Origin of the sequence: Anaerococcus groningensis (genome assembly GCF_046365465.1) — a bacterium.
GTDB classification, from domain to species: Bacteria; Bacillota; Clostridia; order Tissierellales; family Peptoniphilaceae; genus Anaerococcus; species Anaerococcus groningensis.
This window is the reverse complement of sequence record NZ_JBGMEG010000014.1, coordinates 66534-79874: the sequence shown is the minus strand read 5'-3', so window position 1 is coordinate 79874 and position 13341 is coordinate 66534. Positions and strand designations below refer to the sequence as shown.

At 32.7% G+C, this 13341-nt stretch carries 12 protein-coding genes; all 12 read right to left on the bottom strand.

Translation table 11 applies throughout. The features are described from left to right. Nucleotides 1-15 precede the first annotated feature (15 nt). The 12 genes from AB9Q04_RS07295 to AB9Q04_RS07240 all read right to left on the bottom strand — a co-directional run bounded on the left by AB9Q04_RS07295 (nucleotide 16) and on the right by AB9Q04_RS07240 (nucleotide 13328). Nucleotides 16-582 carry a histidine phosphatase family protein gene (locus AB9Q04_RS07295; RefSeq protein ID WP_410024687.1) on the bottom strand — a complete coding sequence of 189 codons (567 nt, stop codon included), beginning with the start codon at nucleotides 580-582 and terminating at the stop codon, nucleotides 16-18. Nucleotides 583-605: 23 nt separating this feature from the next. Then, nucleotides 606-4028, bottom strand: coding sequence for an FtsX-like permease family protein (locus tag AB9Q04_RS07290; RefSeq protein WP_410024686.1), 3423 nt, complete (start codon nucleotides 4026-4028; stop codon nucleotides 606-608). Nucleotides 4029-4032: 4 nt separating this feature from the next. Further along, nucleotides 4033-4734 carry an ABC transporter ATP-binding protein gene (locus AB9Q04_RS07285; protein WP_410024685.1) on the bottom strand — a complete coding sequence of 234 codons (702 nt, stop codon included), beginning with the start codon at nucleotides 4732-4734 and terminating at the stop codon, nucleotides 4033-4035. A gap of 56 nt (nucleotides 4735-4790) precedes the next feature. After that, nucleotides 4791-5444 carry a hypothetical protein gene (locus tag AB9Q04_RS07280; protein ID WP_410024683.1) on the bottom strand — a complete coding sequence of 218 codons (654 nt, stop codon included), beginning with the start codon at nucleotides 5442-5444 and terminating at the stop codon, nucleotides 4791-4793. Between the two features lie 138 nt (nucleotides 5445-5582). Beyond that, nucleotides 5583-6122, bottom strand: a complete 540-nt coding sequence (locus tag AB9Q04_RS07275) for a thermonuclease family protein (protein ID WP_410024682.1) — start codon at nucleotides 6120-6122, stop codon at nucleotides 5583-5585. A 129-nt stretch (nucleotides 6123-6251) separates the two neighbouring features. Further along, nucleotides 6252-6749 (bottom strand): hypothetical protein, encoded by a 498-nt coding sequence (locus AB9Q04_RS07270; protein WP_410024681.1) that lies wholly within the window; start codon nucleotides 6747-6749, stop codon nucleotides 6252-6254. Between the two features lie 91 nt (nucleotides 6750-6840). Continuing rightward, on the bottom strand, nucleotides 6841-7284 hold the full coding sequence (gene smpB, locus AB9Q04_RS07265) for an SsrA-binding protein SmpB (protein ID WP_410024680.1): 444 nt from the start codon (nucleotides 7282-7284) through the stop codon (nucleotides 6841-6843). Next, nucleotides 7247-9388, bottom strand: coding sequence for a ribonuclease R (rnr, locus tag AB9Q04_RS07260; RefSeq protein WP_410024679.1), 2142 nt, complete (start codon nucleotides 9386-9388; stop codon nucleotides 7247-7249). The genes smpB and rnr overlap by 38 nt, the downstream gene beginning before the upstream one ends. Nucleotides 9389-9446: 58 nt before the next feature. Next, complete coding sequence (gene secG, locus AB9Q04_RS07255; protein ID WP_410024678.1) at nucleotides 9447-9674, bottom strand: preprotein translocase subunit SecG; 228 nt, start codon at nucleotides 9672-9674, stop codon at nucleotides 9447-9449. Nucleotides 9675-9820: 146 nt separating this feature from the next. Next, a complete protein-coding gene (gene eno, locus AB9Q04_RS07250) occupies nucleotides 9821-11128 on the bottom strand; it encodes a phosphopyruvate hydratase (protein ID WP_410024677.1) in 1308 nt (435 codons plus the stop codon). A 241-nt stretch (nucleotides 11129-11369) separates the two neighbouring features. Beyond that, nucleotides 11370-12122 carry a triose-phosphate isomerase gene (gene tpiA, locus AB9Q04_RS07245; protein ID WP_410024676.1) on the bottom strand — a complete coding sequence of 251 codons (753 nt, stop codon included), beginning with the start codon at nucleotides 12120-12122 and terminating at the stop codon, nucleotides 11370-11372. A gap of 9 nt (nucleotides 12123-12131) precedes the next feature. Then, complete coding sequence (locus AB9Q04_RS07240) at nucleotides 12132-13328, bottom strand: phosphoglycerate kinase (protein WP_410024675.1); 1197 nt, start codon at nucleotides 13326-13328, stop codon at nucleotides 12132-12134. Between the last annotated feature and the right edge of the window lie 13 nt (nucleotides 13329-13341).

The window sequence follows — 13341 nt, the reverse complement described above, 5'->3', positions numbered from 1 at the left end:
TGCTTTAAAGTTAACTTAAATAATGTTTACACCCTTAATAAGTTTCTGTTTATCATGGACTTCAAAGATTGTTACTGATCCATTTTCTATCCAGAAACTATCCCAGTCTGCCTTATCTTTTAAAATCCAGAATAAGGCTGCTTTTATAGCTAGACCGTGGCTTATGCAAAGGGCATTTTCATCCTTTTCTACTAACTCGTCTAAAAATTCGCTCAATCTTTTAATAAGGTCATTACGACTTTCGTTACCAGGATATTTTAAATTAAAGACATCTTCTTCATTGTCTAAAACACCATCATAGTGGTCTTGGATTTCTTCTAGTAACTGGCCACTATAATCACCAAAGTCTAGCTCATTTAACCTAGCATCAGTAATATAATCATGGTATCCAAGCATGTCTGCAGTTTGGGTTGCATCCTTTAATTCAGATGAGTAAACCTTATCAATATTGTATTTTTCTAGAGTTCTTCTAGTATTAACTAAAACATTAAAACCACTTTTATTTAATTTTAGATCTTCGATTGCTTCAGTTCTTGCCCTGTTTGATTGGGTAAAACCGTGTCTTACTAAGTATATTTTCATTAAAAAAACTCCTTAAGATTTAATTATTCACCGCTACTCATAGCCTCAGCCATGTCTATCTTTTTAAGATTTCTATGGACTATAAATAAAAGAACTATGGATATAGCTGTGGTTATTATTCCACTATATAAAAATGCATTTAAGTGGACTCTATAGGATAGTAGGATATCTTTAGGGGCCACTACATATATTATATACCTAAACATAGCATATCCTAAACCAAAACCTACAAATATTCCAAGGATTGTTAGGATAAATATTTCCCTAAATATATATGAGGTAACTTCTTTAGGATAAAACCCTAATACCTTTATGGTGGCAAGCTCCCTTTTTCTCTCACTTACGTTTATATTTATAAGATTATATAAAACTACTAGAGCAAGTAAAACTGAAATAATTGTTATAATCCCTATTACAAGATTTAGGTTGGCTAAAAGAACATCCATAGAGGCATAGATAACGGATGCATTAATAATCGCTACTACTGCCTTTTCATTTTCAATATTTTCTATCATTTGGCTAGCATTCCCTTTTAGGTAATTAGCATTATAACGTGGATTACTAGTGGTTAACTTTTTAAAGCTATCTTTTGAAATATAGATATAATCTCCAGTATAGTTTTCAGCAATATTTGTAACTGGCAAACTATAGTCCTTATTTTCATAGGTAAAGTTAATCTTATCACCAACTCCTATGCCTAGGACATCTGCCGCCTTTTCTGTGATTACCGCATCTTCTTTTGCTAGGTTTATTGGATTTCTTTTAAGGTCTTTAAGGCTTACAAAACTTTTTATATCTGCACTTGATTTTGGTATCACAAGTTTAACATCACGAGTCTTGCCATTATTAGATATTTGTGCATCATCATAGCTGATGTCTAGGAAGTCATATTTTTTTATTTTTTCCTTATAACTTTCTATCTCATCATCTGTGGCATTTTCATCCACCATAGCAATTACATCATAGTGGTTGATGTCATTTTGCTGCCAAGTAACAGTATCTTTTATAGAATCTATCATAGCAAAGCCAAAAAATGTTAGGGCTGTGCATCCACCCACTCCAAATAAAGTCATAAACATCCTAGACTTATACCTAAATAAGTTTCTAGCTGTAATTTTTTGCATAAAGGAAAGATTTTTCCATATTGGTTTTATGCGTTCTAAAAAAGTTTTTTTACCTACTTGTGGGGCCTTTGGTCTTAAAAGGGATGATGGAGTTTCTCTTACAGTTTCTTTGGATGAGAAATATACAGTAAGGGCAATAAGCCCTACAGAAAGGGCAACTGCAAATAAAATATAAGGTAGGGCATTCACATAATTTATTCCTAGGTTGCCAAAACCAGAAGAATAGGCCTTTATGATAATACCGCTTACCACAAATCTACCTAGCAAAGCACCTATAATGGAGCCAACAAGGGTAGGAATAATCCCATATAGATAAAATCTTTGGCTAATTTGCCTATTGGTATAACCAAGAGATTTTAATGTACCATTTATAGTTCTTTGCTCTTCTATATACCTTTTCATAGTGGTAAGGGTAACAAGCATAGCTACAAGATAGAAAAATGTAGGAAAGACCTTGGTTAATTCATCCATATTTAAACTATTTTGGTAGTAGGTATTTATCCCCTCATTATCAAAGATAGTTTCTACTTCGTATTCTGGATCAACTAGTTTGAGTAAGGCCTCTTTATTTTCTTTTATCTCATCCTCACCCTCACTTATTTCATCGAGGGCATCTGGTTTTTCCTTGTTAAATTTATCTAGGTTTTCTTGGTATTCTTCCTCGCCATCTAAAAGTTTTTTATAGGCATCTTCTAAATCTTTTTTGCCAGATATTCTTTGCTTTTCTAATTCAGCTAACCCTCTATTATAGTCTGCCCGGCCAGCATCTATTTTTGCTTGGTTTTGCTTTAGTTCATTTTCGCTAGCCTCTAATTTTTGCCAACCATTATTTTTTTGAGCCTTAAATTCATTTTTTCCCTGCTTAAGGCTTGCCCAAGCTTGGTCAAGTTCTGATTTTTTATTATTGATTTCACTTTGACCTTGATCAAGTTTTGCTTTTTCTTTATTAAATCTATCATCTAAGGTCTGCTTATTTTTATTGTATTCTGCTAGGCCACTTTCATATTCTGCCCATCCTGCTGCAAGCTCTGCTTTCATAGATGCTAATTCTTGATTTGTTATTTCATCTGCTTTTTCTTCTAATAAGGAAATTTGTTTTTCTTTTTCTTCTAACTCATTTTTTGCCTGATCTAGCTTTATTTTGCTAGCAGCTAAGTCTGCCCTAGGGGATTTAAACTCTTCTTCAAGTTTTTTATAGCCTGCATTTAAATCAGCTTGGGCCTTATCTAATTCTTCATCTCCCCTAGCCAGTTCATTTTCTTTTGCATTTAGATCCTTTTGCCCTTGCTTAATTTTATTATTATAAGCATTTAAATTAGCTTGATACTCGCTCCAGCCCCTATCGATTTCTTCTTGGCCTGTTATGAGTTTATTTTTTGCACTTGATAAATCATTTTGAGCCTTGGTAATTTCATCATTATAAGTTTTTTTACCTTCTTCATAGTCCTTGTAGCCTTGGTCAAGATTTGCTCTTGCTTTTTTTAATTCTTTACTAGCGTCTTTGAGCTCTTCTTTGGCATCATCTATTTCTGCTTGGGCTTGATCAAGGCCATCATTAGCATCAGCCTTTATTTTTTTAAGGACTTCTTCGGGTCTATTTGCTATTTTTTCTTCTATATTATCCTTTTTTTCTGCTACAAGGCTTTTATAATCGAAGCTCGTTTTATCAAGGCTTTTAGTGTCTTTATAGGAAATATTTGCTTCTCCAAACTTATCCGTAGCAAAGTTTTCATCAAGGACATAGGCGTAGCCATTTAATTCTTTTTTTGCAGTAAAGGATAGTTCCCTCATATCCTCCATAAAATAATCAGAAGTTTTAAAAAAACCCACTACTTTATAGTCTAGATTTTCCATAACTTCTTCATCAAATTTAGGATTATCTACATAAGAAAAGCTAATTTTATCCCCGATTTTATAATTATCAGCTAAAATTCTATCTAGGATAATCTCATTTTTTGCTTGTGGTGCATGGCCTTTTACTATTACAGATTTTGGGATATCTTTGTTATAGGCCTTTACTCTTATAAGGGTTTCTTTATCTAGGAGATCTGCTGTTTTTATAAAATTTATTTTATCTATATCCTTATCTCTTTTAAGAATAGCTTCATCTTCATAATCAAGGCCATAAGTTGACCTTACAATTATATCTGGGTGGCCATAAGTATTCATTGACTTATTTAAAGTTTTTCTCATGGTTGGCCCTGTCATGGTAAGGGCTACTACTACAAGGGCTGCTAGCCCCACCATTGTTGCAATGGATACTACCTTGCCTTTAGTATTTTTTATGTCTTTTAAAATATTTTTTATATAAGTTTTGTTCACAAAATCACCATTCAATATCTTCTACAGGGGTTGGATTTGTATTTTCATAATTTTCTATAACCCTACCATCACGCAGCTCTATAACCTCATCTGCCATAGGTTTTATAAGAGAATTGTGGGTTATGATTATTACTGTTGCGCCTAGATTTCTTGATGCATCTTGTAAAAGTTTTAAGATATTTTTCCCTGTTTCATAATCAAGGGCTCCTGTAGGCTCATCACATAGTAAGATTTTAGGATTTTTTGCAAGGGCCCTAGCTATGGCAACTCTTTGCTGCTCTCCACCAGATAACTGGGAAGGAAAATTTTCCGCCCTATTTGTAAGGCCAACATTTGTTAAAACTTCTCCTGCATCAAGGGGATTGTCAGATATTTCAGAAGCTAGCTCCACATTTTCAAGGGCAGTTAAGTTTGGAATTAGGTTATAGTGTTGAAAGACAAAGCCAACATCATTTCTTCTGTAAGTTGTAAGTTCATTGTCAGTAAGTTTTGTAAGGTCTTTGCCATCTATTAAAATTTCACCACTACTTGCTTGCTCCATGCCTCCTAGTATATTTAAAAGAGTAGTCTTTCCAGCACCAGATGCACCAACTATAACTAAAAGTTTGCCCTTATCTAGGTCAAAACTTATATTATCATTGGCAACTATGGTAGATCTACCAGACTTATATTTTTTTGATAAATTATTTAACTTTATATATGCCATATTTAACCTTTCTAAGCTTTGGTTTTATAATAATTATACCTAGTTATAAGGCTAAGTCATTGACCTTTTACCCTAAGATAATTTTTTTCATCTAAAAACCAATCAAAGTTTATAACAAATCTTTGAGCATATTTTGAACTTTCAATTTTATTAATTGTCGCAAGCACATCATCAAGCTCGTATTTTTCGATTAGCTTTGTTAAATTTATTGTTCTTTTAACATCACTATATATACTATCTATAGGAACTACTAGGGTTGATAAATTATTCCAAGCCTCAGTGATTTTAGCAAAGCTATTATAATTATTTAAGTTATTACTAGCATAAGTATGTGTATTGTTAGTATTTAATAGCTGGTTATTTTCTTCTTTTTCTTTTATTATATTTACTTCTTCTACATTTACATTTTGGCTAAGAGGTTTTTTCACTTCATAAATCTCAGTTTCCCAACGAATAATAACTCCATTTTCTCTTATAGGATAACGGTAAATATATCCTTCATTTATAAGTTCATCCACACCTGACCTAAAAGATTTTATGCCATCTTTTGAATGTGTTATTACTTCTTCAAAATAAATAACCCAATCTCCCGGCAAAGATAACAAGTAAGTTAATATCCCCTTGGCCTTAAAAGAAAGATTAGGATCATTTAAGTAACCATTATCAACTATGGTAAAATTTTTATTTTTCTTAACTTTATTTACAATCATTAACTCCTCCTTTACTTATATATAGAAAAAATGAGGAATTTTTCCCGAAAAAAATCCCCAGTTATACTGGGGAAATTAATACTAAAAAATATTTACTAGCTGTAGGATAAATTTGTCCCCGCATGTGCGGGATAAACCTTAACTCCATAAACCTATCTTCTCTATCTTGGCCTCTTGCTCTATATCACGCATTATGCCGGTATATTTTACATCAGGCTTATATTCTTTGGCCCTAGCGTATCCATTTCTAACCAAAATGCCATTTACCATTTGGTTTTTTATTTCTTCATAGCTTGGATGGTTTGGATTTTCTGGTGGGTTTAACCAAATGTATCTTAACCACCTACCATATTTATCTGTATCTGAAGTATCTTTTTCTAGGTAAACTATTTGATTTTCTAAAAGATTTTTAGTAAATTCGGTGGCCTCCTTACCCCATGGCTCTGATATATCTCTTTTGGGGTTATACTCTGGGGTATCCATGCCTACAAATCTCACTTTTTGATTTTCATTATTAATTTTTATTACAGCGGTATCTCCGTCTACCACCCTTACTACTATTCCTACTTCATAGTTAGGGTCTGGCTTTGTAAATAAATTTGTATTATTTATTATAGCAATTGCTAATATAATAAATATAGCTACTATATTAGAAACTCTTTTATTTTTAATTTTCATTTTTACCCTCCCTTGTAAACCATACATATTATTATAACTAAAGTTAGAAAATTATATAAATAAAAAACCCCTCCATCCGTATTTCGGATTTTGGGGTTCAGGTCAATTCTCTGGTTTAAAATTGTAAATTTATCTTCTAGACATGCAGCCTACTTTTTTGTCAGTATTGTTGTTCTTTAAGTAGTTGCGGCACATATTATAAAGTTTTGCCTGATCTTTTAGACCAAATGTTTCTGGGTCTACATTATTTTCTAGCATATAGTCTCTACAAGCATTATAAAGATTATTCATATCATCATATGTAAAATTGCTAGTATCATATCCAAGTTTATCCATGGCTTCTAGGCAAGCATTATACATATAGGATTTTTCTTCTTGACTTAGGTCATTATATTCATTTGTTTTCACATAAGCTACACCAGTTTGGGCTATAGCATTGATATCGCTTTTATCTAAGGATGTTAAATCAAAGTTCTCTAGCTTGTTTTGATTTCTATTTTCTTCTACTTTATTTATAGCTTCTACATCTATAATTTGTGGGTTTAAGTCTTGCTCAGTCTTTTGAGAATTAACTCCAAAACCTGTAAGTAAGGCACCTGATAAAATTATTGGTAATACTTTTCTCATATTATCCTCCTTTAAGTTACTGGACTATTATACCATTTTTTTATTTTATTTTAAATTAAAATAAAAATCGACCATGATTATGGCCGACTGCTTAATAATTTTTAAGGGCCCTATCGATTCTACGATCAGCCTCTCTTCTTTTTATTGTTTCACGTTTATCGTATTGTTTTTTACCCTTGGCTAGGGCTAATTGGATTTTTACTAGGCCATTTTTTTCATAAACACTTATTGGAATTATAGTATATCCATCTTGAGTTTTTTTACCTATTAGGGTATCTATTTCTTTTTTGTGTAATAATAATTTGCGGGTCCTAGTTGGATCTATACTTTGGTCATAGGCCTCTTTAAATGGGGTAACATGCATACCATATATAAACATTTCCCCATGTCTATCTCCTATAAAACTTTCTTTTATACTTACTTTTCCTTGTTTGATACTTTTTACTTCACTGCCTTTTAGTTCAATGCCTGCTTCATATTTTTTTTCTATGAAGTAATCATGAAAGGCTTTCTTGTTGTTGGCTAACTGTTTCATTTTCCTCCAATAAATCAAAGTCGATATTTCTTTGGTAAATATCAACATTTAATACTCTAATTCTCACTTCATCACCTATTGCATAAATTTTGTGGTTATCAGTATTTACTGCTTTAAGGCTTTCTTCTTGGTACTCAAATCTAGCTTGCGAGAATTTATACATAAATAATCCCTCAACTGTATTATCTAATTCAATAAACATTCCAAAATCAGTTACAGATGAAATTGTACCGGTAAATTCATCTCCTATAAACCTACGCATGTACTTACATTTCATAAGGTCCTCTACATCACGCTCTGTATCTTCTGATCTTCTTTCTGTCATTGATAAATGTTCACTTGATTTTTCTAGGCTATTTTCTAGGATTGTTTGATTTAATTTATTTAGCCTATTTTCTATATAAGATTTTAAAAGTCTATGGACAATTAGGTCTGGATACCTACGGATGGGACTTGTAAAATGGGTGTAAAACTCTGTAGAAAGTCCAAAGTGGATATCACGCTTTTTACTATATTTTGCCTTTTGCATGGTGCGAAGCATTAATAAATTAACTACATTTGCTTCACTTTCACCCTCAACTTCTTCAAGGATTCTTTGAAAATCTTTTGGATGCAGTTCATTGCCACGGATATTATATCCCATAGCATTTAAAGCTTGCTTAAATCCATCAAGTTTTTCCTTTGAAGGTTTCTCGTGGATCCTATACATAAAAGGAAAGTCCATGTAGCCAAATAAGGTTGCTACTGTTTCATTAGCTGCCAGCATAAATTCTTCTATCATTTTATTTCCTGATCCACGCTCATGAATAGAAATATTTAAGACTTTACCTTCATCTGTTACATCTATTTGACTTTCTTTAAAATCAAAGTCGATAGCTCCCCTGTCTTCTCTTTTTGCCCTTAAAATCTTATGAAGGTCATTAAATAAATTTAGTTTTTCTTTTAATATTTCATCTTCATAGGCTGCCTCGTCCTTATCATCTATAAATTTATTTACATCATCATAAACTAGTCTGTAATCAGAATTGATAACTGACTTATAAAAGTCATTGGCAATTACTTTTCCTCTTTTATCTATAGTCATTTTTAAGGATATCGCAAGCCTATCTACATTTGGATTTAGCGAGCAAATGCCATTTGATAATTCTTTTGGTAGCATGGGAATAACTACATTATATAAATAAGTGGAATTTCCCCTATCATAAGCATCGTGGTCTATAGCTGTTCCTCTTTTTACATAATGAGAAACATCTGCTATATGAACATACAAATCGTAATTGTCCCCATTTTTATCAATTGATATAGCATCATCAAAGTCTTTTGAATCTCTACCATCAATTGTAACTGTAAATAAATCTCTAAAGTCAGTGCGTCCTTCTAATTCATCTTCTTTTACTTCTTTATTTATATATAAGACTTCTTTTTTTGTTTCTTTAGAGAATAAGTAAGGGATGCCGTGTTGGGCAGCTAGAGAGTATATGTCTACATTCTTATCATTTTTATGACCAATTATATCAATTATTCTTCCCTCAGGCTTGCCTTTTTTAGGAAAGTTTATTATCTCTGCAACTACCTTATCTTTATTTTTAGCTTTTTTAGCAAGTTTCTTATCTATATAGATATCTTGGCCAATGGATTTATTATCAGGAACTACAAAACCAAAGCCTTTTGACTCTTGGAAGGTACCTACTACTTTGGTGTTGCCACGTTCTATGATTTCAATAACTTTTCCCTCAGCATTTTTGCCTTTTTCAGCTGGTTTTATAATTTCTATTTTTACCTTGTCACCATCAAAGGCTTTGTTTAAATTATCTTTTGCTATAAAGACATCTTTAAAGTCCTTATTATCAGAAATAAAAAATCCATAACCTGCTTGGGCAAGAGAGATTTCTCCAACTAGAGATTTTTCTGCTTCGCTTAGTGGCATGATTCTTTTTTTGTGAGAGATACGTAGCTTATTTTCTTTTTCAAGCTCTATTAAAGCATCATTAACTGCATTTCTAGTGTATTTATCAACTTGTAAGTAATTTTCAAGTTCTTTAATTGTCATTACTTCATAGTTTTCGTCATTAACTATATTTAAAATTAGTTCTTTTAGATTCATATCTTATCCTTTTCTATAAAAAAAGAGGCTAGATAGCTTAAAGTCTATCTGTAGCCCCTTACATAACTGCTAGCATTATGATACTTCCTAAGAAAAGTAAGACTCCTCCAGCAATTACAACTTTATCTAACATTTCATTTTTAGTTCTATGAGCACTTCTACCAAATACGTTTGTTTCTTGGCCAGTTAGTGTTCCTAGTCCGTCAGTTTTTGGATCTTGCATAGTTACACCAACTACAATAATTAGTGATGCAAGCATTAATATAACTGCAAAGAAATTTTCCATCAAGACACCTCCGTTTTCATCATTCTATATGATACCACAGTCAGCATCTTTTGGCAATTTTGTTTATAGATTAAGCTAGTAATATGATACCCAAATAACATCTAATTAAAAAAAGAGGAGTTATTTTCCTCTTTTTTTGTACTTTATTAGTCGTTAAATCTATCTTTTAGGTTATAAAATGCTTTTAGTCCTTTAAATTCAGCATTTTCCCAAAGTTCATCTTCGATTCTTAGTAGTTGATTGTATTTTGCAACTCTATCTGTTCTTGATGGTGCACCTGTTTTTATTTGTCCAGCATTTACTGCTACTACAAGGTCTGCTATTGTAACATCTTCTGTTTCACCAGATCTATGAGAAACTACTGCTGTGTATCCTGCTTGTTTTGCCATTTCAATAGCATTTAATGTTTCTGTTAGAGAACCGATTTGGTTAACTTTTACAAGTATGGAGTTTGCAACATTTTCTTTGATACCTTTTTCAAGTTTTTTAGTATTTGTAACAAATAGGTCATCACCTACTAATTGTACTTTTCCACCAAGTCTTTCTGTTAATTTTGCCCAACCTTCCCAGTCATTTTCATCAAGACCATCTTCGATTGAAATGATAGGATATTTTTCTACAAGACTTTCAAGCCAGTCTACCATTTCTTCTTCTGAGTAAACTGTACCTTCCCCTTCTAGGTGGTATTTTCCATCTTCTTTGTTGTAGAATTCTGAACTTGCGCAGTCCATAGCTATAAATACATCTTTACCTGGTTCATATCCAGCTTTTTTGATAGCTTCTACAATGATTTCTAAGGCTTCTTCGTTTGATTTTAGGTTTGGAGCAAAGCCACCTTCATCACCTACTGCTGTATTGTAGCCTTTTTCTTTTAGTACACTTTTTAAATTGTGGAATACTTCTGTACCAATTTGTAGGGCGTGAGCAAAGCTATCTGCACCTAGTGGGAAAATCATAAATTCTTGGATATCTACTGAGTTATCAGCATGCTCCCCACCATTTAGGATATTCATCATTGGTGTTGGTAGAAGCTTAGCATTTGGTCCACCAATGTAAGCATATAATGGTAAGCCTAATTCATCTGCTGCTGCTTTTGCCACTGCTAGTGATACACCAAGGATAGCATTTGCACCTAGATTTCCTTTATTTTCTGTACCATCTAGCTCAATCATTCTTTTATCAATACCAACTTGGTCTGTAACATCATAAACTAAGACTAATTCATCAGCAATTTTCTCATTTACATTTTCAACTGCTTTAAGTACTGATTTACCTAGGTAGTAGTCATTATCTCCATCACGTAGTTCTACTGCTTCCCATTCTCCTGTTGATGCACCAGATGGAACTGATGCACGACCGTAGCCACCTAGTTCTGTTTCAACTTCTACTTCTACTGTTGGATTTCCTCTTGAGTCAAGAATTTGTCTTGCGTATACACTTGTAATTAAGCTCATTATTAATTCTCCTTTTTATCTATTTCTTTCTAAATTGTTAATAGCTCTTTTAGGGTCTTTGGAATAAACTTTGCCATCAGATCCTAATAATGGTATAAGTTGGCATCCATATTCATTGTTAGCTAAATATAGTTTACACCAGTATTTCTATCCATTAGTACATGGATATCTAGTCCATTGTCTTTATTAAATTCTTTTGATAAGCTAACAAATCTATTTTCTGCCATATTTATACCTTTTATTAGTTTCTATGATTTACTAAAGCAGCAAAGTCATCTGCTTTTAGACTTGCTCCACCTACTAAGGCACCATCTATATTTTCTTTAGCCATTAGTTCTTTTACATTGGCTGGTTTTACTGATCCACCGTATTGGATACGAACTGCATCTGCTGCTTCTTTAGAATATAATTCAGCAACTAAGTTTCTAATAAATGCACACATAGATTCTGCATCATCAGCTGATGCTGTTTTACCTGTACCTATTGCCCAAATTGGTTCGTAAGCTATGATTACTTTTTTAATATCATCTTCACTTACATCTTTTAGGTCAGCTTCTAATTGAGATTTTACTTTTTCTTCTTGCTTATTAGCTTCTCTTTCTTCTAAAGATTCACCACAGCAAAGGATAGGAACTAAATCATGGTCGAGGGCTGATAAAACTTTTTTATTTATTAATTCATCATCTTCCCCAAAGATGTCACGACGTTCAGAGTGACCCAATATAACGTATTTTGCTCCAATATCTTTAAGCATAGTTGGAGAGATTTCTCCAGTAAATGCTCCTGATTCTTCAAAATACATATTTTGTCCACCAAATCCAATATCAGTGCCTTCTAAAAGATTTGATGCTACTGTAAGGTCTATAGCTGGTGTACAAACTCCTGCCTCTACTTCAGAATCTAAGTTTTTTTCTTTTAATTCAGTAAGTAAATTTTTTGCTTCGCTTACTGTCATATTCATTTTCCAGTTTCCAACTATTACTGGTTTACGCATTTTTTCTCCTTATTTATCTTCTATTGCAGATATACCTGGTAAGTCTTTGCCTTCTAAAAATTCTAGGCTTGCACCACCACCGGTTGATACGTGAGTTATTTTATCTTTTAAATCTGCCATTTCTATTGCAAGTGCTGAGTCACCACCACCAACAATTGTTGTTGCATCAGCTTCTGCTAGTGCATTGGCTACTTTATTAGTTCCGTTTGAAAATTCTTTAATTTCAAATACTCCCATTGGCCCATTCCAAACAACTGTTTTTGCAGCTTTGATTTTTTCAGCATATTTTTCTGCTGTCTTTGGTCCAATATCTAGGGCTTCTTTATCAACTGGTATACTATCAATATCTACTATTTCAGTCTCAACACCTGGAGCAATATCATCAGCTATTACTACATCTTCTGGTAGTAATATTTCAACTCCATTTTCTTTTGCTCTATCAAGTAATTCTAATGCGAGGTCCATTTTATCTTCTTCAAGTAAAGATTTACCTATTTCTTTACCTTGAGCTTTTAAGAATGTATAAGCCATTCCTCCACCGATAAGAATTGTATCTACTTTTGTAATTAAGTTTTCAATTACGCCGATTTTATCAGATACTTTTGCTCCACCTAAAATTGATACAAAAGGATGTTCTGGATTTTCTAAAGCCTTACCCATTACATCTATCTCTTTTTCAATTAAAAATCCAACTGCGGAAGGTAAAATACTTGCAACACCTACATTTGATGCATGAGCTCTGTGGCTTGTACCAAAGGCATCATTTATATATAAGTCAGCAAGAGATGCGAGTTCTTTTGCAAATTCTTCATCATTTTTAGTTTCACCTGCTACATATCTAGTATTTTCTAATAGTGCTAACTCACCTTCATTAAGCTCACTAACTTTTTCTTTAATTTCATCATTTACCACCTCATCAGCTGGTAAAAATTCGAATTTATCGCCATATTTATCAGCTAACCAGTTAGCAACTGGTTTTAAAGAAAATTCTGGGTTTGATTCACCTTTTGGTCTACCTAAATGGCTTATAAGAATAACTTTTGCTCCATTTTCTAGTAAATAATCTATGGTAGGTAGGGCTGCCTTTATTCTTGAGTCATCTGCAATTTTACTATTATCTTCTTTTGATAAAGGAACGTTAAAGTCAACTCTAACTAAAACTTTTTTTCCTTTAACATCTAAGTCTTTTAATGTCCGTTTATTCATAATCCACTCCAAT